Here is a 26,450-nt window from a genome sequence, read left to right as displayed (position 1 = left end):
TGCCGCGCTCCGTTCAGCTCGCCGCGAGCGCCTGGCGCAGCGCGGCCAGCACCGGCGCACCGTCCGGCCGCACGCCGCGCCAGATGAAGAACGATTCGGCCGCCTGCTCGACCAGCATCCCGAGCCCGTCGGCCGTGCGCGCGCCGAGCGACGCCGCGTGCTGCATGAACACGGTCGGCTGCGCGCCGTACATCATGTCGTACGCGAGCGTGCCGGCGCCGAATGCGGCAGCGTCGCATTCCGGCAGCGCGGCGTCGAGGCTGCCGGCCGTCGCATTGATCACCACGTCGTACGGTTCGGCCCGCACGACGCCGGGGCCGCCCCCCGCGAACGTGCAGCCCGCATCGTGCGCGGCCTGCATGAACTGGCCGACGAGCGCTTCGGCCTTGCTCGCGGTGCGGTTCACGATCGTGATCGACAGCGGCGCGCGGTCGAGCAGCGGCAGCACGACGCCGCGCGCGGCGCCGCCCGCGCCGAGCAGCAGGATGCGCGCGCCCGCCAGCGACACGCCGAGATTCGCTTCGATGTCGCGCACGAGGCCGACGCCGTCGGTGTTGTCGCCGTGGAGGCGGCCGTCGGCGTCGATACGCAACGTGTTCACCGCGCCTGCCGCCGCCGCGCGCGGCGACAGCGTATCGGCGAGCGCATGCGCATCGAGCTTGAACGGCACCGTCACGTTCGCGCCGCGACCGCCTTCGGCGACGAACGCGCGCACGGCGGCCTCGAAACCGTCGACCGGCGCGAGCCGGTGCGTGTACTCGATCGGCTCGCCGGTCTGCGCGGCGAATTGCGCGTGGATGAACGGCGACTTGCTGTGCGCCACCGGGTTGCCGAACACGACATAGCGGTCGGCGCCGCTCGTCGACGCAACTGCGTTCATGATGCGCGCCCCTCTTCGCCGTCGTTGCCGCTCGCGGCTTCGCCGCCTTCTGCCGCCGCGTCCGCCGCGTCGCCCGATTCGGCCAGCGCTTCGGCCTCGGCCTGCGCCGACGCGTCTTGCGCGTCGACCAGCGTATCGTCGCCGCCTTCGGCGTCGTCCTCTTCGTCGGCCGCGTCGCCGCTCGTCACGGTCGGCGCGTCGAGCACGTTGAGCAGGCGCACCGACGCCTCGATCGTCAGCTCGTCGAGCGACATCACGTCGAGCAGCACGCGCGTGCCGCGCGCATGCACGCCGAGCCCCGGCACGTGCAGCAGCAGCGGAATGTCCTCGAGGCGCACGAGATCACCCTTCACGACGCTCGCGACGACCTGCTTCTTCTGTTCCTGCTTGAGCCAGCGCAGGCACCAGAAGTACTCCATCCGGCGCTGGTAGTCGGCGTAGGCCGTATACGTATCGTCGAAGCCCTGCACGACCGCGTACAGGTCCGCGTCCTTCGGCTTGAACGGCGCGGCGAGCTTCGCGGTGACGCCGTGCTGCACGCACGCGAGCAGTTGCCACTGGTTCACGAGGTCGACGTAGCGGCGCAGCGGCGACGTGCTCCACGCGTACTGCGCGACGCCGAGGCCTTCGTGCGGCGCGGCCGTCGTCTGCATCCGCGTGCGCTTCGGCCCCGGCGCGCCGAAGCCGCGCTGCGAACGGTAGATGCCCGGCACCGTGTGGTCGTGCAGGAACGCGCCCCAGGTCGAGTTCGCGAGAATCGCGAGCTCCGACACGATCAGGTCGAGCGGCGAGCCGCGGCGGCGCGGCGTGATCGTCACGTGCTCGCCTTCGACGTAGAAGTTGTAGTCGGTGTTGCGCTGCACCTCGCGCTTCAGGCCGTAGCCCGCGCGCGCGACCTGGCGCTTCTCGAACAGCGCCTGCGCGAGCGGCCACAGCACGGCGATGTCGTCCTTGTGCGGATAGTCGCCGGTGCCGGCCGCGAGCGTCTCTTCGTTGACGAGCTCGTCGAGCGTGTTGTGGCGCAGGTTGTTCTTCACGAACACGAGCTCGGCGCGCGTCTCGTTCGCGACGATGTCCTGCGTCTCGCGGTTGACGATGATGTACAGCGACAGCGCCGGGCGGTAATCGCCCTCTTTCAGCGTGAACACGTCGACGACGTCGTCCGGCAGCATCGTGATCTTGTCGCCCGGCATGTAGACGGTCGACAGGCGCGCGCGCGCGATCGCATCGACCGCGTCGCCGCGCACGATGCCGAGCGCCGGCGCCGCGATGTGCACCCCGATCCGCACCCGGCCGTCGGACAGGTGCTCGACCGAAAATGCGTCGTCGATTTCGGTGGTCGTGATGTCGTCGATCGAGAACGCCTCGACGTTCGCGCGCGGCAGGTCGTCCGGCAGCGGGCCGACCGTGACGGGCGGGAAGCCCGTGCCGTGCGGGAAGAATTCCGCGAGGAAGCGCGCTTCGTGCAGCGCGCGCGGCGACTCGATGCCGCCGCAGTCGAGCATCAGCCGCGCCGGCGACACGCCGCGCGCGCCGGCCGCCGCTTCCATCGCCTTGTACTCGATCGAATTCTTGTCCGGGCGCGTCAGCAGCCCGAGCACCTTGCCCGCGAACGCTTCCGGCAACTTGCCGGCCTTCAGTTCCTCTTCATACTGCGCCTGCACGAGCGCCTGCTGGCGCTTGCGCTCGAGCGACGCGAGCGCCATCTTGAGCTGCTCTTCCGGCGCGCGCTGGTACTGGCCGCGCCCCTTGCGGCGGAAATAGACGGGCGAGCCGTGCAGCCGCAACACGAGCGCCGCGCGCTCGACCGGGCCATACGTCGCGCCGAAGTATTCGGCGGCGAGCGCCGTGTACGCGAACTCGTCGGCCGGCGCGCATTCCCACAGGAAGTCCAGATCGATCTGCTGCGCGGCCGTATCGGCCTCGTGCATCAGATCGCCGGCGGCCGGCTTGTCGAATTCGATCAGCACGTCTTTCGCGCGTACCTTCGCGCGCCGCCCGCCGGGCAACTCGACCTGAAATGCGTCGCCCTGGCGCGACAGCACGCTGCCCGCCTTGAAACTGCCCGATTCCTCGAAGAAAACGTTCACTCAGTACTCTCGTTCAGACTGCCGGGCGCCGCATCGGCGGCGCCGCATGATGATGGGAATTCGATCGGCACGTGGCCGGTTTATGACGTCTTTCCGTCGCAAAACGCGAGAACGTCGTCGACATAGTCGGCAAATTCGCTGATTCCGTGATCGCTGCCGTCGATCACGCGGGTTTTCGCGCCCGGGTAATGGGCGAGCATCTCGCGATAGTCGAGCACTTCGTCGCCGGTCGCCGCGAACAGATAGTAGCGGTCGGCGCGCGTGATCGCCGGCACGCGCAGCGCGTCGAGCTCGTGCAGGTGACGGCGCTCGACGACGATCGTGCCGCCGCCGTGCCACAGCGGCTGTTCGCCCAGATGCTGCTCGAGATCGCGCTGCGGCACGATCGCCGGATTCAGCAGCACGGCCTTCCAGCCATGCTTTTCGGCGAGCCACGTCGCGTAATAACCGCCGAGCGAGCTGCCGATCACGGTGACCTCGCGGGCGCCCGCGACCTCCGACTCCGCGACGGCGATCGCCTCGAGCGGCGACACCGACAGCGACGGGCACCGCCACTCGCCGGTGCGGCCGAGTTCGGCCATGCGCGCGGCGAGCAGCCGCGACTTCTGCGATTCCGGCGACGACCGGAAGCCGTGCAGATACAGGATCACGTGCGGCTCCCGAGCGCGTCGAGCAGCTTCTGGTGCACGCCGCCGAAGCCGCCGTTGCTCATCACGAGCACGTGGTCGCCCGGACGCGCGGCCTCGACCACCGCCTTCACCAGCAGATGCAGATCGTCGAATGCGCGCGCGCGGTCGCCCAGCGGCGCGAGCGCTTCGGCGAGATTCCAGCCGAGCGCGTCGCGCCCGGCGGGCGCGCCGTAGCCGAACACGAGATCGGCATCGGCGAGACTTGCCGGCAATTGCGACTTCATCACGCCGAGCTTCATCGTGTTCGAACGCGGCTCGAGTACGGCGAGGATGCGGGCATTCTCGCGGCCGATGCGCGCACGAAGGCCGGCGATCGTGGTGTCGATCGCGGTCGGATGGTGTGCGAAATCGTCATAGACGGTCACGCCGTCCACGCTGCCGCGCACTTCCATGCGGCGCTTCACGTTGCGGAACGATGCGAGCGACTCCGCGGCCTGCGCGGGCGGCACGCCGACGTGGCGCGCGGCGGCGATCGCCGCGAGCGCGTTCATCCGGTTGTGGTCGCCCTGCACCTGCCACGCGACTTCGCCGACGCGCTCGGCGTGCGAATACACCGCGAAGCGTTCGTCGACCGGCACCCCGTCCTCCGCCGGCAGCGCCTGCCAGCCGCCGTCGACGCCGAAGCGCTCGACCTCGCTCCAGCAGCCGCGCGCCAGCACGCGCTCGAGCGCGTCCGAGCGACCGTTCGTGACGATCCGCCCGACGCCGGGGACGGTGCGCACGAGATGATGGAATTGCGTTTCGATCGCGGCGAGATCGGGGAAGATATCGGCGTGATCGAATTCGAGGTTGTTCAGCACCGCGGTGCGCGGCCGGTAGTGCACGAACTTCGAGCGCTTGTCGAAGAATGCCGTGTCGTACTCGTCGGCCTCGATCACGAAGAAGCTCGAATCGGTGAGCCGCGCGGACACGCCGAAGTTCAGCGGCACGCCGCCGATCAGGAAGCCCGGGTTCAGCCCCGCGTCTTCCAGCAGCCATGCGAGCATCGACGACGTGGTCGTCTTGCCGTGCGTGCCCGCGACCGCGAGCACCCATTTGCCGGCGAGTACGTGCTCGCCCAGCCACTGCGGGCCGGACACGTACGGCAGGCCGCGATCGAGGATCGCCTCCATCAACGGATTGCCGCGCGTGACGACGTTGCCGATCACGAACAGGTCCGGATTCAGGTCGATCTGCTCGGCGCCGTAGCCCTCGGTCAGCGTGATGCCCTGCGCCTCGAGCTGCGTGCTCATCGGCGGATAGACGCCCGCGTCGCAACCCGTCACCGTGTGGCCCGCCTCGCGTGCGAGTACGGCGAGACCGCCCATGAAGGTGCCGCAGATGCCAAGAATGTGGATGTGCATAGATGAATGCTTTCGCGCCGCCGGGCGCCGTCGATTCGGAAAGGATGCGTGTGCGGCGCACCGGCGAGGCCGTGCGGCCGGCGCCCGGCCAACGACCTGGCCGCGACACAAAGGACAGTATTGTAACTGACGGCCTGCGATGCCCGGCGGCCCGCACGATGCGCGCGAACGGCGCCGGCACCCTCGGGCGGCAGGCCGCCGCACCCGTGCTCGGGCGCCGCGACGATCGAGTATGATGGCCGGATCATGTCTCGCAAACCTCTTGTCGACCCGCGGCGCGTCCGCGAGGAAATCGCCCAGTCCGCCGCCCGTCTGATCGCGGAGGATGGTCAGGACTATGCCGGCGCGAAGCGCAAGGCGGCGCGCCAGTTGCTGGGCGATTCGCGCGTTGCCGGCGAATGGCTGCCGGATAACGACCAGATCGAGGAAGAACTGCGCGAGTACCTCGCGCTGTTCCAGAGCGACACGCAGCCGGACGAACTGCGCCGCCTGCGCGAGATCGCGCTCGACTGGATGCGCCGGCTCGCCGAGTTCCATCCTTATGTGACGGGCGCCGTGCTGAACGGCACCGCGAACGCGCATTCGGATATCCATTTGCAGGCATTCACCGACAACCCGAAGGACGTCGCGATCTACCTGCTGAACCAGAACGTCCAGTACGACGTGTCGGAGACGCGGCATTTCGCGGGCCGCGGCGACGTCGAGACGCTCAGTTTCCTGTGGCGCCCGCGGCGCGACGTGGACGCCATAGGCATTCATCTCGCGCTCTATGCGAGCGACGACCTGCGAGGCGCGGTGAAGGCCGACGCGCGCGGTCGCGTCGCCCGCGCGGACGCCGCCGCGCTGCGCGCGCTCGTCGACGCAAGCCAGGCCCCTTCCGAACCCAAATGATTCAACGATGATGATGAAACGCATGTTGGCGCTCGCGGTGGTCGCGGCCGCCGCCGTCGCCGGCGGGGTCGCCGCCGGCCACTGGTTCCGCGGCACGGACGGCGACGGCGTCGCCGTCGCCGCGCCGTCCGCCCACGGCAACCCGGTCGACCAGCTATGGGCGTCATCGCTCACTGGCGTCGACGGCAAGCCAGCCACGCTGGCCGCCTTCAAGGGCCAGAAGGTCGTCGTCAATTTCTGGGCGTCGTGGTGCGGCCCGTGCGTCGAGGAGATGCCCGAGCTCGTCGCGCTGTCGCATCAATACAAGCAGAAAGGCATCCGTTTCATCGGGATCGGCGTCGATTCCGAGCAGAACGTGAAGAACTTCCTGCAGAAAGTGAAGGTCGACTATCCGGTTTTCGTCAGCGGTTATGCGGGCGCGGATCTGGCCCGTAATTTTGGAAATACCGCCGGCGCGCTGCCGTTTACGGTCGTCATCGACGAAACCGGCAAGATTCGCGAGACAAAATTGGGACAAATCCAGCCGGCCGAGCTGAAAAAGACACTCGACGCGCTGTAAGCTGCCCGAACACCGGCCCGCACGTTCGCAGCAATTTGTCCGTCGATCGCCGCGATTTCGCGTGAATTCGCCGATACTTTGCATCCGCACCGGTAATTCTTGCAGGTCCGACGAACCTGGCCGTTCGGCAAAACTAGACAAATTTCTCTAAATAGCGCTAAAGTTCGCGCAATTCCGCAGAAATAGAAGCGACCATGACACGATTGCTGGTGTTGCACGGCCCCAACCTGAACCTTCTCGGCACCCGGGAACCGGAGGTGTATGGCCGCGTCACGCTCGCGCAGATCGATCAGGCGCTTGCCGCGCGCGCCCGGGAAGCCGGCGCCGAACTGTCGTCGTTCCAGAGCAACCATGAAGGCGCGCTGGTCGACCGCATCCAGGCCGCGCGGGAGGAACAGACCGATTTCATCCTGATCAATCCGGCCGCGTACACGCATACGAGCGTTGCGATCCGGGACGCGATCGCCGGCGTTGGCATCCCGTTCGTCGAGGTTCACTTGTCGAACGTGCATCGCCGCGAAGCGTTCAGGCACCACTCCTACTTTTCCGACCAGGCCGAAGGCGTGATCTGCGGGCTCGGCTGGAAAGGTTATCTGTACGCGCTCGAGTACGCGCTGGACAAGCTGCAAGGCGCGTCGCGCGGCTGATTTCGCGATCTAGATTCAGCGCCGGCCCCTAACCGGCGCTTTCACGTATTGAAAGGGGAATTCCCGATGGATCTTCGTAAGCTGAAAACTCTGATCGACCTCGTTTCCGAATCCGGCATCTCCGAGCTGGAAGTGACGGAAGGCGAAGGCAAGGTGCGCATCGTCAAGAACGCGCCGCCGGTCTACGTGCAGCCGACGGCTGGGTATGCCCCGCAAGTCAGCGCGCCGCCTCCGTCGGCCGCGCTGCCGACCGACGGCGCCGCGCCGGCAGCCGGCGCCGCGGCCGCACCGGCCGTCCCGCAGGGCCACGTCGTGACGTCGCCGATGGTCGGCACGTTCTACCGCGCGCCGTCGCCGGGCGCCGACCCGTTCGTGCAGGCCGGCGACACGGTCAAGGAAGGCCAGACGATCTGCATCATCGAAGCGATGAAGCTGCTCAACGAGATCGAGTCGGACAAGGCCGGCGTGATCAAGGAAGTCCTCGTCGAGAACGGCCAGGCCGTCGAATACGGCCAGCCGCTTTTCGTGATCGGCTAAGCCCGCCGCGCGGCCCTGCCGGCCGCGCGCCGCCGATGCTCGCCAGGCGCCGTTCGCGCGCCCCTCGAAGAGACGAATACTCGCTATGTTTGAAAAAATCCTCATTGCCAACCGCGGTGAAATCGCGCTGCGCATCCAGCGCGCGTGCCGCGAACTCGGCGTCAAGACGGTGGTCGTCTACTCGGAAGCCGACAAGGAAGCCAAGTACGTGCGCCTCGCGGACGAAGCCGTCTGTATCGGCCCGGCCCCGTCGAACCTGAGCTACCTGAACATGCCGGCGCTGATCAGCGCCGCGGAAGTCACCGATGCCGAGGCGATCCACCCCGGCTACGGCTTCCTGTCGGAGAACGCCGATTTCGCGGAGCGCGTCGAGCAGTCGGGCTTCACGTTCATCGGCCCGCGCCCGGAAACGATCCGCATGATGGGTGACAAGGTCACCGCGAAGCAGACGATGATCAAGACCGGCGTGCCGTGCGTGCCGGGGTCGGAAGGCGCGTTGCCGGACGATCCGAAGGAGATCGTCAAGATTGCGCGCGCGATCGGCTATCCGGTCATCATCAAGGCGGCGGGCGGCGGCGGCGGACGCGGGATGCGCGTCGTGCACACCGAGGCCGCGCTCGTCAACGCGGTCAACATGACCCGCGAGGAAGCCGGCCGCGCGTTCGGCAACCCGCAGGTGTACATGGAGAAGTTCCTCGAGAACCCGCGCCACATCGAGATCCAGGTGCTGTCGGACGCGTACAAGAACGCCATCTGGCTCGGCGAGCGCGACTGCTCGATGCAGCGCCGCCACCAGAAGGTGATCGAGGAAGCGCCGGCGCCCGGCATTCCGCGCCGCCTGATCGACCGCATCGGCGACCGCTGCGCGGACGCGTGCAAGAAAATGGGCTACCTCGGCGCGGGCACCTTCGAATTCCTGTACGAAAACGGCGAGTTCTACTTCATCGAGATGAACACGCGCGTGCAGGTCGAGCACCCGGTATCGGAACTGATCACCGGCGTCGACATCGTGCAGGAACAGATCCGCATCGCGGCCGGCGAGAAGCTCGCGCTGCGCCAGCGCGACATCCAGTTCCGCGGACATGCGATCGAGTGCCGGATCAACGCCGAGGATCCGTTCAAGTTCACGCCTTCGCCGGGCCGGATCACGTCGTGGCATACGCCGGGCGGCCCCGGCGTGCGCGTCGACTCGCACGCCTACAATGGCTATTTCGTGCCGCCGAACTATGATTCGATGATCGGCAAGCTGATCACCTACGGCGCGACGCGCGAGCAGGCGATCAGCCGGATGCGCATCGCGCTGTCGGAAATGGTCGTCGAAGGCATCCAGACCAACATCCCGCTGCACCGCGAGCTGATGATCGACTCGAAGTTCGTCGAAGGCGGCACCAGCATCCATTACCTCGAAAACCGGCTCGCGCAGAAGCTGCAGGTCGCACCGGAAGAAGCGTAAGCATGAGTTATCGCGAACTCGTCGTCGAACTGGCCCGCGAGCATGCGGAGGCCCTGTCCGACGCACTGCTCGATCTCGGCGCGCTGTCGGTGTCCGTCGAGGACGCCGACGCCGACACGCCCGACGAACAGCCGCTCTTCGGCGAGCCGGGCCTCGTGCCCGACCGCACCGCGTGGCAGCGCTCGCGCGTGGTCGCGCTGCTGTCGGCCGACCATGAGCCGGCCGTGCTGCTCGCGGCGGCCGCGAACGAAATCGGCATCGCCGAGACGCCGACGTTCGTCGTGCGCGAAGTCGAGGAGCAGGACTGGGTGCGGCTCACGCAGTCGCAGTTCGAGCCGATCCCGATCGGCGAACGGATCTGGGTGGTGCCGTCGTGGCACGATGCGCCCGATCCCGATGCACTCGTCCTCGAGCTCGACCCCGGCCTCGCGTTCGGCACCGGCAGCCACCCCACCACCCGTCTGTGCATGGAGTGGCTCGAACAGTCGGTGAAGCCCGGCCAGTCGGTGCTCGACTACGGCTGCGGCTCGGGCATCCTCGCGATTCTCGCGAAGAAATGCGGGGCGAACCCCGTGATCGGCATCGACATCGATCCGCAGGCGGTCGAATCGGCGCGCCAGAACAGCGAACGCAACCGGGCCGAAGTCACGTACGGGCTGCCCGATGCATGCCCGGACGGCGAATTCGACATCGTCGTCGCGAACATCCTGTCGAACCCGCTGAAGCTGATGGCATCGATGCTCGCGTCGAAGGTCAAGCCGGGCGGGCGCATCGCGCTGTCGGGCGTGCTCGCGCGCCAGGCGGACGAGGTCGCGGCCGTTTATGCGCGCTACGTCGACATCTCGGTCTGGCGCGAACACGAAGGTTGGGTATGCCTCGCCGGAACCCGCCGCGAAAGCCATTAGAATAGCGCTGTCCTTCACTCTGGCCAGCAGGCCGCCCGCCTCGACATGCTTCTTGCGACGCGCTGCCCTCATTGCGAAACCGTCTTCCGGCTGCAGCAGGAACAGCTCTCGCTGCATCAGGGGCTCGTGCGCTGCGGGCATTGCCACGAAGTCTTCAACGCTTCCGAATCGCTCGTTCCCGAATACGCGCGGGCGCCCGAGCCGGCCTTGACGGAACCGGCTGCCGCGCCGCATGGCGGCGATGCACACCAGCAGGCCGCTCCGGTTCGGCTGTTTACCGCCGACGCGCCGGCCGGACTGCCGACCGGCACCGATTACAAGCCGGAAGGCTGGGACATGTGGGCGCCGTGGCTCGACGCAGGCGTCGATCCGACGCTGCAGCACAGCGTCGAAACCGTGCGCACCGAGCCGCTGATACCGCTCGCGCTCCCGTCCACGGAAGCCGGCGTCGTCCATCTGTCGGGTACGCCCGCGCCGTTCGCGACCTCTCCGGCCGAGCTCGATTCATCGGCTGCCGTCGAGCAACCGGCCGAACCGCATTCGCCGCAAACGCCGCACGAACCGCGCGAAATCGAAGAAGCCGCGCCGTCGCCCTCGCCCGCTCCCGCGCCCGTCGAGCGCGACCCGCGCGAGCCCCGCTTCGTCGCCCACCTTCCGTCGGAACCGGAAATCGCGGCCGAACCGGCCGAACCCGTCGGCCACGCGCACTTCGCCGTACCGGACGACGAACGCGCGCCGCGCGAACCGCGCTTTGCGTTCACGCCCGCACCGGCCGTCACCGAAGCCGAAACCGCATCGGAATCCGACACCTTCGCCCGACACGACAGGGCCCCGGCCGCGGCGGCAACCGATGAACCGGCCGTCGAACCGGTCATCGAATCGGCCGCCCAACCGGCCGTCCAACCGGCCGTCCCGTTCCCCGCCGCACTGACCGACGACGATCGCCCGCCCTTCGCCGTCACGCGCGAGACGCGCGCGCCGCAGCGCCGCGGGATGCTCGGCGGCTTTCTCGGCGGCCTCGTCGCGGCCGCGCTGGTCGGGCTGCTCGTCGTGCAACTGGCGTGGTGGCAGCGCGAAACGCTGATGATCTACTGGCCCGTCACGCAGAACTGGTTCCGGCAGGCCTGTGCGCCGCTCGGCTGCACGGTCACGCCGCCGCGCGCGATCGACGGCCTGCGACTCGACGCGACCGACCTGCGCCAGCTCGACGGCCCGCGCGAACTCGAACTGAAGGTGCCGCTGACGAACCGCTACCGCGTCGCGCTCGCGTACCCGTCGCTCGAACTCACGCTGCTCGACGACACCAATCACGTCACCGTGCGCCGTGTGCTCGCGCCGCGCGACTACGTGCGCCCGGGCACGCCGATCGACGCCGGGCTGCCGCCCGGCACGACGCAGACGATGGTCGTCCGCCTCGAAACGAACGGCACGCCCGCCTCGAATTTCCGCGTCCAGATCTTCTATCCGTGACGCACCGCGGCGCGCTTGCGCGCCGTCTCAACCCGCGCGCCGAGCGGCGCGCTATTTCGGAGCACGAACATGAGCAAAGTTACGCTGGGTGGCAACCCGATCGATCTCGCCGGCACGTTCCCGGCCGTCGGTGCACAAGCCGCCGATTTCAAGCTGGTCGGCAAGGACCTCGCCGACCTGTCGCTCGCCAGCTTCGCCGGCAAGCGCAAGGTGCTGAACATCGTGCCGAGCCTCGACACGCCGACCTGCGCGACGTCGACCCGCAAGTTCAACGAAGCCGCGTCGTCGCTCGACAACACGGTGGTGGTCGTCGTGTCCGCCGACCTGCCGTTCGCCGCCACGCGCTTCTGCACGACCGAAGGCCTCGAGAACGTCGTGACGGCATCGACGTTCCGCACCGGCCGCGCGTTCGCGAACGCGTACGGCGTCGACGTGACGAGCGGCCCGCTGAACGGCCTGACCGCACGCGCGGTGGTCGTGCTCGACGCGCAGGACAAGGTGATCCATGCGGAACTCGTCGGCGAAATCAAGGACGAGCCGAACTACGATGCAGCGCTCGCCGCACTGAAGTAAGCTTTCTTCCGCTTTCCCCTGCCGCGCCGCGCCCTTCGCGCGGCGTTGTCGCGCAGGGCCCCTCATTTCTACAGGAACGCACACCTTGGCTACGCTGATTTGCGGCTCGATCGCCTACGACTCCATCATGACCTTCGAAGGGCGGTTCCGCGAGCACATCCTGCCCGACCAGGTGCACCTCATCAACCTGAGCTTCCTCGTGCCGACGATGCGCCGCGAATTCGGCGGCTGCGCGGGCAACATCGGGTACGCGCTGCACCTGCTCGGCGGCGACGCGCGCATCATGGGCACGATGGGCGCGCTGGATGCGCAGCCGTATCTCGACCGGCTCGACCAGCTCGGCCTGCGCCGCGATCACGTTCGCGTGCTGCCCGATACGTACACCGCGCAGGCGATGATCACGACCGATCTCGACAACAACCAGATCGCGGCGTTCCACCCGGGCGCGATGATGCAATCGCACCTGAACCACGCGGGCGACGCGCCGGACATCAAGCTCGCGATCGTCGGCCCGGACGGCTTCGACGGGATGGTGCAGCACGTGGAAGAGCTCGCCAAGGCCGGTGTGCCGTTCGTGTTCGACCCGGGCCAGGGCCTGCCGCTGTTCGATGGTGCGACGCTGCGCCGCAGCATTGAACTTGCGACCTACGTAGCGGTCAACGACTACGAGGCCAAGCTGGTGAGCGACAAGACGGGATGGTCCGAAGATGAAATCGCCAGCCGGGTCGACGCCCTCGTCATCACGCGTGGCGAGCACGGCGCGACCATCCGCCACAAGCAGGGTGCGGAGCAGATTCCGGTCGTGCCGGCCGAGCGCATCGCCGATCCGACGGGCTGCGGCGACGCCTTCCGGGGCGGCCTGCTGTACGGCATCGAGCATGGCCTCGACTGGGCCACCACCGGCCGTCTCGCGAGCCTGATGGGCTCGCTCAAGATCGCCCATCAAGGGCCCCAGACTTATGTACTGACGCGCGCCGAAATCGACGCACGCTTCGAGACTGCATTCGGTTACAGTCTCAAATGAATATTGTGGGAGAGCAAAGATGTTGACGAAAAAAACCCTCACGCTCGCGGCCATGCTGACGGCCACGCTGACGCTCGCCGGCTGCTTCACGGCGCCCGGTTCGGCGGATGTCTATAGCGTCGGCCAGGCGCAGCGCGAACAGACGGTCCGCATGGGCACGGTCGAAAGCGTCCGTGCGGTGCGCATCCAGTCCGACGGCGGCGGCAGCGCGATCGGCACGCTCGGTGGCGGCGCACTCGGCGCGGTCGCGGGCAGCGCGATCGGCGGCGGCAAGGGCTCGATCCTGACGGCGATCGCCGGCGGCCTCGTCGGTGCGGTCGCGGGTAACGCGGTCGGCGAAAACCTCAGCACGGCGAACGGTGTCGAAATCACCGTGCGCCTCGACAACGGCGATCTGCGCTCGATCACGCAGGCGGCAAACGGCGAAGCGTTCCGCGCCGGCGAGCGCGTACGCCTGCTGTCGAGCGGCGGCGTCACGCGCGTCACGCACTAACAGGTACCTCAGCACGCGGCGCAAGCCGCGGTCGAACGCATGTGCGAAGCCGCACATGCGTTTTTTTTCGTCCGCCCGTTCTTGTCCGCGCTCGCGGCGGCGAGCCGACCGGCGCCCCGTCGGCGCCCCATACGGACGAAAAAAATCCCGCCACCTGAGCCAGATGGCGGGACTGATTGAGTAGCGCTACTCAACCCACGGACACCACGTGAGTGTCCGGGTGATGCTGCTCAGCCGCGATTACGGACGGCTGCCGGTCGGGAACGGCCATGCTGCTGCCGGGTTGAGCGCGGTCTTCACGCCCGATGCCGGCGCAACCGATGCGGTCGACGCGGTCGTTGCCGGCGCAGCCTTCTTCACGACGGCCTTCTTCGGCGCAGCAGCCTTCTTCGCCGGTGCGGCAGCCTTCTTCGCAGGGGCAGCCTTCTTGGCGGGCGCAGCCTTCTTCGCGGCAGCCTTCTTCGCAGGCGCGGCCTTCTTCGCAGCAGCCTTCTTCGCCGGCGCAGCCTTCTTGGCAGCAGCCTTCTTCGCCGGTGCGGCCTTCTTCGCAGCAACCTTCTTCACTGCGACTTTCTTGGCTGCAACCTTCTTCGCGGCGGCCTTCTTCGCCGGTGCTGCCTTCTTCGCAGCAACCTTCTTCACCGCGACTTTCTTCGCTGCGACCTTCTTGGCTGCAACCTTCTTCGTTGCGACCTTCTTGGCTGCGACCTTCTTTGCAGCGGCCTTCTTCGCCGGTGCTGCCTTCTTCGCGGCAACCTTCTTCACCGCGACCTTCTTCGCAGCAACCTTCTTCACCGCGGCCTTCTTCGCCGGAGCAGCAGCCTTCTTCGCAACGGTCTTCTTGGCAGCAACCTTCTTAGCAGCCGGTTTCTTCTTGGCAGTAGCCATGTTGTTCTCCTTCAGGTTCAGATGAGAGTCAGTTCAAACTACACCCTTCGTCAAAACCCGCTTCCCGCGGACGCTGTTCAGGACGTGCGCTTCGAAGCGGGCTATTCATCGGCGTACGCAGGTACCGCGCGCTTACGCTAATGAATACGGTATGGCGCGCGTGACCACTCGGCCTCGCGCGCCAAATCAAGTCGGTAGCCGGCGCACCTCGCGCCGCTACCCCTAATCGCTTGATCAAGCGGACCGCCACACGGCCGTCCGCTTTTTCCGGAGGGAAGTTTGCCCATCCCACTGAAGGGTTCGCAAAGTGCCTGTCGTATCGTTGGGCCGTTAAGGCACCGGGCATGCTTTGCATCAGGCGTTCTTGCTCCTAAACCTTGGGCCGGGGCCGAGAGGCCACCGGCTGCTCCATCATGTAACGGGTTCGCTGCTGCGGGTTATTCCCAGGACAGCGCGCCCCCCGTCTGATACTCGATCACACGCGTCTCGAAGAAGTTGCGTTCCTTCTTCAGGTCGATCATCTCGCTCATCCACGGGAACGGGTTTTCCTCGTTCGGATACAGCGGGTCGAGGCCGATCTGCTGGCAACGGCGGTTGCTGATGAAGCGCAGATAGCTCTTGAACATCGACGCGTTCAAACCCAGCACGCCGCGCGGCATCGTGTCTTCGGCGTAGCGGTATTCGAGTTCGACAGCCTGCTTGAACAGCTCGCGGATCTCGGCGCGGAATTCCGCGGTCCAGAGATGCGGATTCTCGAGCTTGATCTGGTTGATCAGGTCGATGCCGAAGTTGCAGTGCATCGACTCGTCGCGCAGGATGTACTGATATTGCTCTGCAGCACCCGTCATCTTGTTCTGGCGGCCGAGTGCGAGGATCTGCGTAAACCCGACATAGAAGAAAAGGCCTTCCATGATGCAGGCGAACACGATCAGCGACTTCAGCAGCTTCTGATCCGCTTCGAGCGTGCCGGTCTTGAAGGCCGGGTCCGTCAGCGTATGAATGAACGGGATCAGGAATTCGTCCTTCGCGCGGATCGACGTGACCTCGTGATACGCGTTGAAGATCTCGCCTTCGTCGAGACCGAGCGATTCGACGATGTATTGGTACGCGTGCGTGTGGATCGCTTCCTCGAACGCCTGGCGCAGCAGGAACTGCCGGCACTCGGGCGCCGTGATGTGGCGGTACGTGCCGAGCACGATGTTGTTCGCCGCGAGCGAATCGGCCGTCACGAAGAAGCCGAGGTTGCGCTTCACGATGCGGCGCTCGTCCTCGGTCAGACCGTTCGGGTCCTTCCACAGTGCGATGTCGCGGGACATGTTGATTTCCTGCGGCATCCAGTGGTTCGCGCAACCGGCCAGATACTTTTCCCACGCCCACTTGTATTTGAACGGCACCAGCTGATTGACGTCAGTCTGGCCGTTGATGATGCGCTTGTCGGCGACATTGACCCGCGCTTCCGTACCGCCGGCGGGAACAGCCGATGCTTGCGGCGGCACCGCAAGATCGCCTTCGAAAATGTCGCGGACCTGATGGGCGGCAGGCGACGCAGCCTGCATTCCGACAGCCACTCCGGCGGGGGCGCGCATCGCGTTGTGCTGCGCTCCGCTCGCGGGAGTTACGGCAGTCTTCTCGTCATCCCAGTTGAGCATAAATTCTCACCATCAATTTAGAACGGTTTGTACCATCTTTTCCTGAGCGATAAAAGGGTTCGCTCACGAAAAATCCTTTTTTCGATTCGCGTTGCGACCTCGATACAACACTTTGAGCAACGCATCGTCGTTCATGCAGCGCGCGATGTGAGTCGCGCTTGTATCGCGAGGTGCGCTCGACGCATCGAACGCTGATCGAAACGCGACGCCGTCGGGGATGTTTCGATCGCTTGTCATTGCCTGCAACGCAGGTGTCGCGTTACAGATTCCTTATCATTTTTTTAGTTGAGAGCGGCGCACACTTCAACCTCGATCGGTCGCCGTGTGCGCCGCCCTCGCCTGCTTCTCAGGTCAGGCGCACTGCGTTACTGGCACGCTTCGCATTCGTCGAAGCCGGGATCGCCCGGACGCATCGTGCACACCGGACCGTCTGCTTCGACCGGCGCGAGTGCCGGCGCCGCGTTGACCGCGCCCGACGATGCATTGCCGCCTGCCGCACCGAAGCCGCCCGCCGCGCCTTGCGCGCCGCCGCTGCTCGAACCACCGCTACCCGCACCGCCCGTCGGCACCGCGTTCAGCGCGCCGTGCGCAACCGTCGACTTCTCGACGTGCGTCGCCGCCATCGTGCGCAGGTAGTAGGTCGTCTTCAGGCCGCGCAGCCATGCGAGCTTGTAGACCTCGTCGAGCTTCTTGCCCGATGCGCCGCCCATGTAGATGTTCAGCGACTGCGCCTGGTCGATCCACTTCTGGCGACGCGAGGCCGCTTCGACCAGCCACGTCGGGTCGACTTCGAACGCGGTCGCGTAGATCGCGCGCAGGTCGGCCGGGATGCGATCGATGCGCGACAGCATGCCGTCGAAGTACTTCAGGTCGGAGACCATCACTTCGTCCCACAGGCCGCGCTCCTTCAGGTCGCGGACGAGATACTCGTTTACCACCGTGAATTCGCCCGACAGGTTCGACTTCACGTACAGGTTCTGGAAGGTCGGCTCGATACAGGCCGACACGCCGATGATGTTCGAGATCGTCGCCGTCGGCGCGATCGCGACGCAGTTCGAGTTGCGCATGCCGTGCGAGGCGATCCGCGAACGCAGCGTCGTCCAGTCGAGCGATTCCGACGTGTCGACCTCGACGTAGCCGCCGCGCGCTTCGGCCAGCAGCTTCAGCGTGTCCTGCGGGAGGATGCCGCGATCCCACAGCGAGCCGCGGTAGCTCGAGTAGCGGCCGCGTTCTTCGGCCAGCTCGGTCGACGCGTAGTACGCGTAGTAGCAGACGGCTTCCATCGAACGGTCGGCGAACTCGACCGCCGCTTCCGACGCGTACGGCGTGCGCAGCAGATGCAGGCAGTCCTGGAAGCCCATGATGCCCATGCCGACCGGGCGGTGCTTCAGGTTCGAGTTACGCGCCTTCGGCACCGCGTAGTAGTTGATGTCGATCACGTTGTCGAGCATGCGCATCGCGACGCTGATCGTGCGCTTCAGCTTGTCGTGGTCGAGCGCATAGCTGCCGTCCGCCTGCTTCACCAGGTGGGCGACGAGGTTCACCGAGCCGAGGTTGCACACCGCGATTTCGGTGTCGCTCGTGTTCAGCGTGATTTCCGTGCACAGGTTCGACGAGTGGACGACGCCGACGTGCTGCTGCGGCGAGCGGATGTTGCACGGATCCTTGAACGTGATCCACGGGTGGCCCGTCTCGAACAGCATGCCGAGCATCTTGCGCCACAGCTGCGCCGCCGGGATCTTCTTGAACAGCTTGATCTCGCCGCGCGCGACCTTGTCTTCGTAAGCCGTGTAAGCCGCCTCGAATTCCGCGCCGAACTTGTCGTGCAGGTCCGGGCAGGTCGACGGCGAGAACAGCGTCCAGTCGCCGCCTTCCATCACGCGCTTCATGAACAGGTCGGGAATCCAGTTCGCCGTGTTCATGTCGTGCGTACGGCGACGGTCGTCACCGGTGTTCTTGCGCAGCTCCAGGAACTCCTCGATGTCGAGGTGCCACGATTCGAGGTACGCGCAGACCGCGCCCTTGCGCTTGCCGCCCTGGTTCACCGCGACGGCCGTGTCGTTCACGACCTTCAGGAACGGGACCACGCCTTGCGACTTGCCGTTCGTGCCCTTGATATGCGAGCCGAGTGCGCGCACGCGCGTCCAGTCGTTGCCGAGGCCGCCGGCGAACTTCGACAGCAGCGCGTTTTCCTTCAGCGCTTCATAGATGCCGTCGAGGTCGTCCGCGACCGTCGTCAGGTAGCACGACGACAACTGCGAGCGGTGCGTGCCCGAGTTGAACAGCGTCGGCGTCGAGCTCATGAAGTCGAAGCTCGACAGCACGTTGTAGAACTCGATCGCGCGCGTTTCGCGGTCGATCTCGTTCAGCGACAGGCCCATCGCGACGCGCATGAAGAATGCCTGCGGCATTTCGATGCGGGTGCCTTCGACGTGCAGGAAGTAGCGGTCGTACAGCGTCTGCAGGCCGAGGTAGCCGAACTGCAGGTCGCGGTTCGCGTCGAGCGCTTCGCCGAGGCGCTTCAGGTCGAACTGCAGCAGCTTGTCGTCGAGCAGGCCGGCGTCGACGCCGCGCTTCAGGAACTGCGGGAAGTATTCGGCGTAGCGGGCCGACATCTCGGACTGGAGCACTTCCTCGCCGAGGATCTCGCGACGGATCGTATGCAGCAGGATGCGGGCCGTGACCTGGCTGTATGCCGGATCCTTTTCGATCATCGTGCGTGCCGCGAGGATCGCCGAGTCGTAGACCTGGCTCATCGGCACGCCGTCGTACAGGTTCTTCACCGTCTCCGCGACGATCGGGTCAGGGTTAACCGCAGCGCCGAGGCCGTCGCACGCCGACACGATCAGCGAGCGCAGCGCGTTCAGGTCGAGCGGGCGCGACACGCCGTTGTCGACGACGTTGATGCCGGTGGTCGACTCGCCGCCCGCGGCCGCCGCTTCCTCGCCCGCATGCTGGCGCTCGAGGTGACGCTTCTCGCGATACAGCACGTACGCACGCGCGACGTTGTGCTCGCCGCCGCGCATCAGCGCGAGTTCGACCTGGTCCTGGATGTCTTCGATATGGAACGTACCGCCGTTCGGGCGGCTGCGCACGAGCGCGCGCACGACGTTGTGCGTCAGTTGTTCGACCTGCTCGCGTACGCGCGCCGATGCCGCGCCCTGCCCGCCATTGACGGCCAGGAAAGCCTTGGTCACCGCGATCGCGATCTTCGAAGGTTCGAACGACACCACGCTGCCGTTGCGGCGGATCACCTTGTAGTCGGCGAACGTGGCCTGCGGCGCGAGCGCCTTCGCGCCCTGTTCGGTCCCGCCGAGCGGACGGCTCGAGGCGCTCTCGTACTGGGACGTCGCGTTGTCGGTGGTTTGCATGTGCAAAGCTCCTGGTGTTGGATGGTGCGGAGAGAACCGCGGATTAAAACGAACGCCGCGCAATGTGGTGCGCGAGCGGTAAGAGGCGAGCGATGCGCCGGGGAAGCCGGTTCGGTCGATGCGCGACAACCCAGCCGGTCGTGTGCTTCGTCATGTATACCCTGCCCCGTCGATATTCGCTGCGCTGATCGCGACGCCCTGACCGCCCGGCCTGACGCGCCGCCTTGAGAACCCCGTCCGCCGGCGTTGCCCGCCGGCCGGTGCCGCTCGGGTTTTCCCCTGCGACACACACTATATCTAGTACAAAACTGCTCAACTGGCACCAAGTATAGTGGACATTCGGAGGACGTCCAAACGGATAATTTGCGATAGAGGTCTTGACATCGCTCACGCGCAGACACGGCAAGGCATTGATCGGAGAAAAAACTTTCTCCGATCAAAAAACCCCGCGATCAGTGCTGACGGAAAGGAAAGTATTCGGCGGAAAAACCGGCATCGCTCGCGAAGCGTTGCCAATCGAAGTGCGGGCCCGGGTCGGTCTTGCGACCCGGCGCGACGTCCGAGTGCCCCGCGAACGCCTCGACCGGGTAGCGCGCGGCGAGCGCGCGGGAGAGCGCGGCGAGCACCGCGTATTGCGCATCGTCGAACGGCACGTCGTCCGCGCCTTCGAGCTCGATGCCGATCGAGAAGTCGTTGCAGCGCGTGCGGCCGAAGAACTCGGACGAGCCCGCGTGCCACGCGCGCTCGTCGCACGATACGAACTGCACGAGCTCGCCGCCGCGCCGAATCAGGAAATGGGCGGACACGCGCACGCCGCGCAGGTGGCTCTGGTAATAGGGGTGCGCATCGCAGTCGAGGCGATTCAGGAACAGCGCCTCGATCGCGTCGCCGCCGAATTCGCCGGGCGGCAGGCTGATGTTGTGGACGACCACGAGCGTCGGCACCGCACCCGCGGGCCGCACCTCGAAGTTCGGCGACGGCGCATGACGCGCTTCGCGCACCCAGCCGTTCGCGTCGACCGACAACACCGGCGCGTCGCTCATCGCGCGTCGCGGCCGTCCACGCGCGCGGCGTGGCGCCGCGCATGCTCGGCGCTGCAGAAGTATTCGCCGCTCGCGGCGACGGCGTCGCCCTTCGGCGCATGCACGCCGCATTCGGCGCAGCGCACCATCGGCTCGGGCAGCGACCGCGCGTCGCCGTTCGGGCGCGCGGCACCGCCGGCGGCACCCGCGCCGGGCGCACCGTCGTAACCGGCGCCGCGGCCGGCGCGCGCCTGCGCCTGTTCCTGTGCATGGCGCAGCTTGCGCGCGAGCCACGAACCCGCGAAGAAGAGAAGAATCAGGAGAAGAATCTGTCGCATCGGAAACCTGCGGTCAAACCACGGAGCGGTGCAGCAGCACCTCGAAAACGAACCGGCTGCCGACATACGCGAGCAGCAGCGCGGCGAACGACACGAGCACCCAGCGCGCGGCGCCACGGCCGCGCCAGCCCGACGTCTTGCGGGCCACCAGCAGCCCGCCGAACATCAGCCACGACAGGATCGCGAACACCGTCTTGTGGTCGAGCCGCAACGCGCGCGCGTCGACCTGCTCGCTGAACAGGATGCCCGACGCGAGCGTCAGCGTCAGCAGCACGAAGCCGGCGCCGATCAGGCGGAACAGCAGCTTCTCGAGCGTGAGCAGCGGCGGCAGCGTTTCGAGCCAGCTCGCGATCCAGCCCGTCGAGCCGTCGCGCCCGCCGCTGCGCAGCGACTGCAGGCGCCGCTCGACCATCAGCATCAGGACCGCGTGCAGCGCGGCGATCGCGAACAGCCCGTAGGCGATGTTCGCGATCAGGAAATGCAGCTTGAACAGCGGCGCCGCGGCATAAGGAAGCACCCGCACGCCGCCGAACACGAGCGGCAGCAGCGACGCGCCGCACGCGAGCGGCAGCACCAGCAGGCGCAGGCTGTCGAGCGGGAAGAAGAAGCTCTCGATCCAGTAGATGCCGGCGCCGAGCCAGAACATCGCGGACAGCGCGAACGCGAAACCGAACACCATCGCGTCGTTCGGAAAGATCGTCATGTGGAGCAGCACGCCGTGCGCGACCAGCGCGGCGAAAAGCAGCGCGCGGCCGGCCCCGCTCATCCCGGACGCGGCCGACGCGGGGACCGGCACGGCCGGCACGCTCGCGACGAGCGGCGTCGCGCCCTGCCGATGCGTGCGCCAGCCTGCGACGGCGAGGCCGCCGTACAGGAATGCGGTGAGGGCATACAGTACAATATCCATGTTCGAAGTTTACACTAGGCCCCCTTCCCGCGACGGCTCCCTTTGTTCGGTTCCGCCGCGCCTTCGGGCCCCACTGTCCACCGCTCCCCATGCTCGACAATCTCACTCAACGGATGGCCCGCGTCGTCAAGACGCTGCGCGGCGAGGCCCGGCTCACCGAGGCGAACACCCAGGAGATGCTCCGCGAGGTGCGTCTCGCGCTGCTGGAGGCCGACGTCTCGCTGCCGGTCGTCCGCGAATTCATCGCCAAGGTCAAGGAAAAGGCGCTCGGCGAAGAAGTGATCAGCAGCCTGTCACCGGGCCAGGCGCTCGTCGGCGTGGTCCAGAAGGAACTGACCGCCGTGATCGGCGGCGACTACGAAGGCAAGGCCGCCGAGCTGAACCTCGCGGTCACGCCGCCCGCCGTGATCCTGATGGCCGGCCTGCAGGGCGCCGGCAAGACCACGACCGTTGGCAAGCTCGCGAAGCTGCTGCGCGAGAAGCACAAGAAGAAGGTGCTGACCGTGTCGTGCGACGTGTATCGCCCGGCCGCGATCATGCAGCTGAAAACGGTGAGCGAACAGGTCGGCGCCGACTTCTTCCCGTCCACGCCGGATCAAAAGCCCGTCGACATCGCGGTCGCGGCCGTCGACTGGGCGAAACGCCACTACCATGACGTGCTGATCGTCGACACGGCCGGCCGCCTCGGCATCGACGAAGCGATGATGCAGGAAATCGCCGCGCTGCACGGCACGCTCAAGCCGGCCGAAACGCTGTTCGTCGTCGACGCGATGCTCGGCCAGGACGCGGTCAACACCGCGAAGGCGTTCAACGACACGCTGCCGCTCACCGGCGTCGTGCTGACCAAGCTCGACGGCGATTCGCGCGGCGGCGCCGCGCTGTCGGTGCGCCACATCACGGGCAAGCCGATCAAGTTCGTCGGCGTCGCCGAGAAGCTCGACGGCCTCGAGGTGTTCCACCCCGACCGGATGGCGAACCGGATCCTCGGCATGGGCGACATCCTCGCGCTCGTCGAGGAAGCGCAGCGCGGCGTCGATGTCCAGGCCGCGCAGAAGCTCGCCGACAAGGTCAAGAAGGGCGGCGATTTCGACCTGAACGATTTCCGCGCCCAGATCTCGCAGATGAAGAACATGGGCGGCCTGTCGTCGCTGATGGATAAACTCCCCGCGCAGTTCCAGCAGGCGGCGGCCGGCGCCGACATGGGCCAGGCCGAGAAGTCGATTCGCCGGATGGAAGGCATCATCAGCTCGATGACGCCCGCCGAGCGCGCGAAACCCGAAATCATCAAGGCGACGCGCAAGCGCCGCATTGCAGCCGGCGCGGGCGTGCCGGTGCAGGAAGTCAACCGGATGCTGAACCAGTACGACCAGATGCGTACGATGATGAAGAAGCTGAAGGGCGGCAACATGCAGAAGATGATGCGCGGCCTGAAGGGCATGATGCCCGGCATGCGCTGATTTCGCCCGCCGGCCGGCGCGCGGGTTTTTGCCGTAGCGCGCGCCTGCCGTTCTGCTTCATCCTTATTTGTATACCGACTGCCCGCCAGAACACATGAACCGCGAAGAAGCCCTCCACATTTTCGACCACTCCGAAGAGATCGTCTCGGCCGACGCCGTCAATGCGTCGATCTCGAAGATGGCCGACGCGATCCGCGCCGAAATCGGCGACGCGTTCCCGCTCGTTCTCTCGGTGATGGGCGGCGCCGCGGTGTTTACCGGGATGCTGCTGCCGCATCTCGATTTCCCGCTCGAATTCGACTACATCCACCTGACCCGCTACCGCAACACGACGCAGGGCAGCCCGGAGATGCACTGGCGCGTCGCGCCGCGCGAATCGGTGAAGGACCGCATCGTGCTCGTACTCGACGACATCCTCGACGAAGGCGAGACGATGGCCGCGATCCGCGACCGCATCCTCGACATGGGCGCGCAGCGCTTCATGTCTGCCGTGCTGTGCGAGAAGACGCTCGCGAAGGCGAAACCGCTGCACCCCGACTTCTGCGGCTTCTCGGTGCCGGACCGCTATGTGTTCGGCTGCGGGATGGACGCGAAGGGCTACTGGCGCAACCTGCCGACGATCCGTGCGCTGACCGCGAACGTCTGACAGCCGCCCTGCCCGCCATATAAAAGAAAGCGGCGCTCCGGTTTCCCGGAGCGCCGCTTTTTTGTGCGCGCGCCGCCTGCCTTACAACTGGCGCACGAACGCCCGGATGCCGGCCAGCAGCATCTCGACCGAGATCGCGACCAGCACGAGGCCCATCAGCCGCTCGAACGCCGCGACCGTCCGTTCGCCGAGCCACTGCTGGATCCGTTCGGCCAGCACCAGCGTGATCGCGCAGACGATCATCGTGACCGTCAGCGCGCCGACCCACTCGAGCATCTTGCCGGGCGCCTGCGACGTCATCAGCATCACCGTCGCGAGCGCGGACGGCCCGGCCAGCGCCGGAATCGCGAGCGGCACGATGAACGGCTCGCCGCCCGCGCGCGGATCGCTGCCGAGCGCGCCGTCCGGATGCGGGAAGATCATCCGCAGCGCGATCAGGAACAGCACGATCCCGCCGCCGAGCCGCAGCGACAGGTCGGTGAGGCTCATCATCCGCAGGAAGCGGTCGCCGACCAGCATGAAGAACAGCAGGATCACGAACGCAATTCCCACTTCACGCAGGATCAGCTTCACGCGCCGCTCGCGCGGCACATCCCGCATCGCCGTAATGAACAGCGGGATGTTGCCGAGCGGATCCGTGATCAGTACGAGCAGCACGGTGGCCGACAGGAACGTGTATTCCATCGTGTCCGCCGGTCGCCGCGCTTAGTGCGCGAGCGCGGCGCGGATCTTCTCCGCGACCGTCGCCGCGGCCGTGTCGGCCGGCAGCAGCGTCGCTTCGGCGTCGCGGCGGCCCTGGTACTCGATCTTGCCTTCCTTCAGGCCGCGCTCGCCGATCACGAGGCGATGCGGCACGCCGATCAGTTCCCAGTCCGCAAACATCACGCCCGGGCGTTCGCCGCGATCGTCGAGGATCACGTCGATGCCGGCCGCGACGAGTTCCGCGTACAGCTTGTCGGCCGTCTCGCGCACCATGTCGCTGCGGTCATAGCCCATCGGGCACAGCACGACCTCGAACGGCGCGATCGACTCGGGCCAGATGATGCCGCGATCGTCGAAGTTCTGTTCGATCGCCGCGCCGAGAATACGCGTGATGCCGACGCCGTAGCAGCCCATCAGCATCGGCTGCGGCTTGCCCGACTCGTCGAGGAACGTCGCGCCCATCGCTTCCGAGTACTTGGTGCCGAGCTGGAACACGTGGCCGACTTCGATGCCGCGGCAGATGTCGATCGCGCCCTTGCCGTCCGGCGACGGGTCGCCCTTCTTCACGTTGCGCACGTCGGCGACTTCCGGCTCCGGCAGGTCGCGGCCCCAGTTCACGCCGGCGATGTGATAGTCGACCTCGTTCGCACCGACGACGAAGTCGCTCATGTTCGCGACCGTGCGGTCCGCGATCACCTTCACGGGCTTCTTCGTGCCCACCGGGCCGAGGTAGCCCGGCGGCGTGCCGAACCACTCGACGATTTCCTGCTCGGTCGCGAAGCGGTGGTTCTGCAGGCCCGGCAGCTTCGATACCTTGATCTCGTTCAGGTCGTGATCGCCGCGCAGCATCACGAGCCAGATGGTCGGCTCGGCGCCTTCGTTGTCGGTCGCGAGCACGATCGACTTGATCGTGCGCTCGAGCGGGATGGCCAGCAGTTCGGCGACGGCCTCGCACTTCGCCTTGCCGGGCGTCGCGACCTTTTCCATCGCTTCGGCCGGCGCCGCGCGCTCGGCAATCAGCGGCAGCGCTTCGGCCGCCTCGACGTTCGCCGCGAATTCGGAGGTCGGGCAGTACGCGATCGCGTCCTCGCCGGTGTCGGCGATCACGTGGAACTCGTGCGAGAAGTTGCCGCCGATCGAGCCGCTGTCGGCCGCGACCGCCCGGAACTCGAGGCCGAGGCGCGTGAAGATGCGCACGTACGCGTCGTACATCTTGCGGTACGACTCGTTCAGGGCCGCCGCATCCTTGTCGAACGAATACGCGTCCTTCATGATGAATTCGCGGCCGCGCATCACGCCGAAGCGCGGACGGATCTCGTCGCGGAACTTCGTCTGGATCTGGTAGAAGTTCACCGGCATCTGCCGGTAGCTCTTGATCTGGTTGCGCGCGATGTCGGTGACGACTTCCTCGTGCGTCGGCCCGATCACGAAATCGTTGTCCTTGCGGTCCTTGAAGCGCAGCAGCTCGGGGCCGTACTGCTCCCAGCGGCCCGACTCCTGCCACAGCTCGGCCGGCTGCACGGCCGGCATCAGCAGCTCGATGGCGCCCGCCCGGTTCATTTCCTCGCGCACGATCGCCTCGACCTTGCGAATCGAACGCAGGCCGACCGGCAGGTAGTTGTAGATGCCGCCGGCGACGCGACGGATCATGCCGGCGCGGACCATCAGCTTGTGGCTGACGATCTCTGCGTCGGCGGGTGCCTCTTTCAGGGTGCCGATAAAGAAACGGGAAGCTTTCATGCGGACGGTTCCAAAAACGGCGCCCCAACGCGGGGCGCCCGAAAAAGTTTCAAGGTGAAAAAGCTGCGCGCCGCGAACAACGATGGCGCAGATGACGTAGCAGACTAATCAGGGACAATTCAGCCGGTGTACCCCGTGCGGATTCGCTCCGTCACGGTGCGCAGCGCCCGTTATCT

Annotated in this window: 25 protein-coding genes; 12 read left to right on the top strand and 13 right to left on the bottom strand. The window is 66.6% G+C overall.

Annotation, left to right across the window (positions count from 1 at the left end):
- Positions 1-13: 13 nt before the first annotated feature.
- From aroE to mpl, 4 genes are all read right to left on the bottom strand, one after another.
- A complete protein-coding gene (gene aroE / locus CFB46_RS06885) occupies positions 14-880 on the bottom strand; it encodes a shikimate dehydrogenase (RefSeq protein ID WP_027783499.1) in 867 nt (288 codons plus the stop codon).
- Positions 877-2,970, bottom strand: coding sequence for an RNB domain-containing ribonuclease (locus tag CFB46_RS06880; protein WP_089499598.1), 2,094 nt, complete (start codon positions 2,968-2,970; stop codon positions 877-879). Before CFB46_RS06880 ends, aroE begins: the two co-directional genes overlap by 4 nt.
- An 80-nt stretch (positions 2,971-3,050) precedes the next feature.
- Entirely contained in the window at positions 3,051-3,620 is a 570-nt protein-coding gene (locus CFB46_RS06875; RefSeq protein ID WP_089499597.1) for a YqiA/YcfP family alpha/beta fold hydrolase, read from the bottom strand.
- Entirely contained in the window at positions 3,617-5,002 is a 1,386-nt protein-coding gene (gene mpl / locus CFB46_RS06870) for a UDP-N-acetylmuramate:L-alanyl-gamma-D-glutamyl-meso-diaminopimelate ligase (RefSeq protein WP_089499596.1), read from the bottom strand. Before mpl ends, CFB46_RS06875 begins: the two co-directional genes overlap by 4 nt.
- A gap of 246 nt (positions 5,003-5,248) precedes the next feature.
- Here mpl and CFB46_RS06865 point away from each other — a divergent pair, with 246 nt between their 5' ends.
- The 10 genes from CFB46_RS06865 to CFB46_RS06820 all read left to right on the top strand — a co-directional run bounded on the left by CFB46_RS06865 (position 5,249) and on the right by CFB46_RS06820 (position 13,554).
- Positions 5,249-5,893: a UDP-N-acetylmuramate--alanine ligase gene (locus CFB46_RS06865; protein WP_027783495.1), complete on the top strand. Its 645-nt coding sequence runs from the start codon at positions 5,249-5,251 to the stop codon at positions 5,891-5,893.
- Between the two features lie 7 nt (positions 5,894-5,900).
- Positions 5,901-6,452 (top strand): TlpA family protein disulfide reductase, encoded by a 552-nt coding sequence (locus tag CFB46_RS06860; protein WP_089499595.1) that lies wholly within the window; start codon positions 5,901-5,903, stop codon positions 6,450-6,452.
- A 194-nt stretch (positions 6,453-6,646) separates the two neighbouring features.
- Positions 6,647-7,099, top strand: a complete 453-nt coding sequence (gene aroQ, locus CFB46_RS06855) for a type II 3-dehydroquinate dehydratase (RefSeq protein WP_027783493.1) — start codon at positions 6,647-6,649, stop codon at positions 7,097-7,099.
- A 66-nt stretch (positions 7,100-7,165) separates the two neighbouring features.
- A complete protein-coding gene (accB, locus tag CFB46_RS06850) occupies positions 7,166-7,636 on the top strand; it encodes an acetyl-CoA carboxylase biotin carboxyl carrier protein (RefSeq protein WP_027783492.1) in 471 nt (156 codons plus the stop codon).
- Between the two features lie 85 nt (positions 7,637-7,721).
- Complete coding sequence (gene accC, locus CFB46_RS06845; RefSeq protein WP_027783491.1) at positions 7,722-9,089, top strand: acetyl-CoA carboxylase biotin carboxylase subunit; 1,368 nt, start codon at positions 7,722-7,724, stop codon at positions 9,087-9,089.
- A 2-nt stretch (positions 9,090-9,091) separates the two neighbouring features.
- Complete coding sequence (prmA, locus tag CFB46_RS06840; protein ID WP_089499594.1) at positions 9,092-9,994, top strand: 50S ribosomal protein L11 methyltransferase; 903 nt, start codon at positions 9,092-9,094, stop codon at positions 9,992-9,994.
- A gap of 45 nt (positions 9,995-10,039) precedes the next feature.
- Positions 10,040-11,464, top strand: a complete 1,425-nt coding sequence (locus tag CFB46_RS06835; RefSeq protein WP_089499593.1) for a zinc-ribbon and DUF3426 domain-containing protein — start codon at positions 10,040-10,042, stop codon at positions 11,462-11,464.
- Between the two features lie 69 nt (positions 11,465-11,533).
- Positions 11,534-12,037: a thiol peroxidase gene (tpx, locus tag CFB46_RS06830; RefSeq protein WP_027783488.1), complete on the top strand. Its 504-nt coding sequence runs from the start codon at positions 11,534-11,536 to the stop codon at positions 12,035-12,037.
- A gap of 85 nt (positions 12,038-12,122) precedes the next feature.
- Entirely contained in the window at positions 12,123-13,061 is a 939-nt protein-coding gene (locus CFB46_RS06825) for a carbohydrate kinase family protein (protein ID WP_006490717.1), read from the top strand.
- Between the two features lie 19 nt (positions 13,062-13,080).
- The gene (locus CFB46_RS06820) at positions 13,081-13,554 is read left to right on the top strand and encodes a glycine zipper 2TM domain-containing protein (RefSeq protein WP_027783487.1); all 474 of its coding nucleotides are present in this window, start codon (positions 13,081-13,083) and stop codon (positions 13,552-13,554) included.
- Between the two features lie 240 nt (positions 13,555-13,794).
- Here the strand turns inward: CFB46_RS06820 and CFB46_RS06815 are convergent, their stop codons facing one another.
- From CFB46_RS06815 to CFB46_RS06775, 7 genes are all read right to left on the bottom strand, one after another.
- Positions 13,795-14,442 (bottom strand): histone H1-like DNA-binding protein, encoded by a 648-nt coding sequence (locus tag CFB46_RS06815; RefSeq protein WP_011544526.1) that lies wholly within the window; start codon positions 14,440-14,442, stop codon positions 13,795-13,797.
- A gap of 28 nt (positions 14,443-14,470) precedes the next feature.
- The gene (locus tag CFB46_RS06810; protein WP_011544525.1) at positions 14,471-14,797 is read right to left on the bottom strand and encodes a hypothetical protein; all 327 of its coding nucleotides are present in this window, start codon (positions 14,795-14,797) and stop codon (positions 14,471-14,473) included.
- An 82-nt stretch (positions 14,798-14,879) separates the two neighbouring features.
- Positions 14,880-16,091 carry a ribonucleotide-diphosphate reductase subunit beta gene (locus tag CFB46_RS06805; RefSeq protein ID WP_089499592.1) on the bottom strand — a complete coding sequence of 404 codons (1,212 nt, stop codon included), beginning with the start codon at positions 16,089-16,091 and terminating at the stop codon, positions 14,880-14,882.
- Positions 16,092-16,456: 365 nt separating this feature from the next.
- Entirely contained in the window at positions 16,457-19,462 is a 3,006-nt protein-coding gene (locus tag CFB46_RS06795) for a ribonucleoside-diphosphate reductase subunit alpha (protein ID WP_089499590.1), read from the bottom strand.
- Positions 19,463-19,914: 452 nt separating this feature from the next.
- The gene (ampD, locus tag CFB46_RS06785) at positions 19,915-20,505 is read right to left on the bottom strand and encodes a 1,6-anhydro-N-acetylmuramyl-L-alanine amidase AmpD (protein ID WP_089499589.1); all 591 of its coding nucleotides are present in this window, start codon (positions 20,503-20,505) and stop codon (positions 19,915-19,917) included.
- The gene (locus CFB46_RS06780) at positions 20,502-20,822 is read right to left on the bottom strand and encodes a PP0621 family protein (RefSeq protein ID WP_089499588.1); all 321 of its coding nucleotides are present in this window, start codon (positions 20,820-20,822) and stop codon (positions 20,502-20,504) included. The genes ampD and CFB46_RS06780 overlap by 4 nt, the downstream gene beginning before the upstream one ends.
- A gap of 13 nt (positions 20,823-20,835) precedes the next feature.
- The gene (locus tag CFB46_RS06775; RefSeq protein WP_027783481.1) at positions 20,836-21,729 is read right to left on the bottom strand and encodes a cytochrome C assembly family protein; all 894 of its coding nucleotides are present in this window, start codon (positions 21,727-21,729) and stop codon (positions 20,836-20,838) included.
- A gap of 89 nt (positions 21,730-21,818) precedes the next feature.
- Between CFB46_RS06775 and ffh the strand changes: the two genes are divergently transcribed.
- Together ffh and CFB46_RS06765 are read left to right on the top strand one after the other, a co-directional pair.
- Entirely contained in the window at positions 21,819-23,186 is a 1,368-nt protein-coding gene (gene ffh, locus CFB46_RS06770; protein ID WP_027783480.1) for a signal recognition particle protein, read from the top strand.
- Positions 23,187-23,280: 94 nt separating this feature from the next.
- Positions 23,281-23,832, top strand: coding sequence for a hypoxanthine-guanine phosphoribosyltransferase (locus CFB46_RS06765; protein WP_006489240.1), 552 nt, complete (start codon positions 23,281-23,283; stop codon positions 23,830-23,832).
- Positions 23,833-23,913: 81 nt separating this feature from the next.
- Here the strand turns inward: CFB46_RS06765 and CFB46_RS06760 are convergent, their stop codons facing one another.
- On the bottom strand, positions 23,914-24,516 hold the full coding sequence (locus CFB46_RS06760; protein ID WP_027783479.1) for a MarC family protein: 603 nt from the start codon (positions 24,514-24,516) through the stop codon (positions 23,914-23,916).
- Positions 24,517-24,537: 21 nt separating this feature from the next.
- Positions 24,538-26,274 (bottom strand): proline--tRNA ligase, encoded by a 1,737-nt coding sequence (locus tag CFB46_RS06755; RefSeq protein ID WP_089499587.1) that lies wholly within the window; start codon positions 26,272-26,274, stop codon positions 24,538-24,540.
- Positions 26,275-26,450 lie beyond the last annotated feature (176 nt).

Origin of the sequence: Burkholderia sp. HI2761 (genome assembly GCF_002223355.1) — a bacterium.
Classification (GTDB): domain Bacteria; phylum Pseudomonadota; class Gammaproteobacteria; order Burkholderiales; family Burkholderiaceae; genus Burkholderia.
Note: the sequence above shows the minus strand (reverse complement) of the source record. Positions and strands in the feature narration are given on the sequence as shown.

Coding starts and splice junctions, on each gene's coding strand:
- aroE (WP_027783499.1), bottom strand. CDS start 880: ATGAACGCAGTTGCGTCGACGAGCGGCGCCGACCGCTATGTCGTGTTC.
- mpl (WP_089499596.1), bottom strand. CDS start 5,002: ATGCACATCCACATTCTTGGCATCTGCGGCACCTTCATGGGCGGTCTC.
- CFB46_RS06865 (WP_027783495.1), top strand. CDS start 5,249: ATGTCTCGCAAACCTCTTGTCGACCCGCGGCGCGTCCGCGAGGAAATC.
- CFB46_RS06860 (WP_089499595.1), top strand. CDS start 5,901: ATGATGATGAAACGCATGTTGGCGCTCGCGGTGGTCGCGGCCGCCGCC.
- aroQ (WP_027783493.1), top strand. CDS start 6,647: ATGACACGATTGCTGGTGTTGCACGGCCCCAACCTGAACCTTCTCGGC.
- accB (WP_027783492.1), top strand. CDS start 7,166: ATGGATCTTCGTAAGCTGAAAACTCTGATCGACCTCGTTTCCGAATCC.
- accC (WP_027783491.1), top strand. CDS start 7,722: ATGTTTGAAAAAATCCTCATTGCCAACCGCGGTGAAATCGCGCTGCGC.
- prmA (WP_089499594.1), top strand. CDS start 9,092: ATGAGTTATCGCGAACTCGTCGTCGAACTGGCCCGCGAGCATGCGGAG.
- CFB46_RS06835 (WP_089499593.1), top strand. CDS start 10,040: ATGCTTCTTGCGACGCGCTGCCCTCATTGCGAAACCGTCTTCCGGCTG.
- tpx (WP_027783488.1), top strand. CDS start 11,534: ATGAGCAAAGTTACGCTGGGTGGCAACCCGATCGATCTCGCCGGCACG.
- CFB46_RS06820 (WP_027783487.1), top strand. CDS start 13,081: ATGTTGACGAAAAAAACCCTCACGCTCGCGGCCATGCTGACGGCCACG.
- CFB46_RS06815 (WP_011544526.1), bottom strand. CDS start 14,442: ATGGCTACTGCCAAGAAGAAACCGGCTGCTAAGAAGGTTGCTGCCAAG.
- CFB46_RS06810 (WP_011544525.1), bottom strand. CDS start 14,797: ATGCAAAGCATGCCCGGTGCCTTAACGGCCCAACGATACGACAGGCAC.
- CFB46_RS06805 (WP_089499592.1), bottom strand. CDS start 16,091: ATGCTCAACTGGGATGACGAGAAGACTGCCGTAACTCCCGCGAGCGGA.
- CFB46_RS06795 (WP_089499590.1), bottom strand. CDS start 19,462: ATGCAAACCACCGACAACGCGACGTCCCAGTACGAGAGCGCCTCGAGC.
- ampD (WP_089499589.1), bottom strand. CDS start 20,505: ATGAGCGACGCGCCGGTGTTGTCGGTCGACGCGAACGGCTGGGTGCGC.
- CFB46_RS06780 (WP_089499588.1), bottom strand. CDS start 20,822: ATGCGACAGATTCTTCTCCTGATTCTTCTCTTCTTCGCGGGTTCGTGG.
- CFB46_RS06775 (WP_027783481.1), bottom strand. CDS start 21,729: ATGGATATTGTACTGTATGCCCTCACCGCATTCCTGTACGGCGGCCTC.
- ffh (WP_027783480.1), top strand. CDS start 21,819: ATGCTCGACAATCTCACTCAACGGATGGCCCGCGTCGTCAAGACGCTG.
- CFB46_RS06765 (WP_006489240.1), top strand. CDS start 23,281: ATGAACCGCGAAGAAGCCCTCCACATTTTCGACCACTCCGAAGAGATC.
- CFB46_RS06760 (WP_027783479.1), bottom strand. CDS start 24,516: ATGGAATACACGTTCCTGTCGGCCACCGTGCTGCTCGTACTGATCACG.
- CFB46_RS06755 (WP_089499587.1), bottom strand. CDS start 26,274: ATGAAAGCTTCCCGTTTCTTTATCGGCACCCTGAAAGAGGCACCCGCC.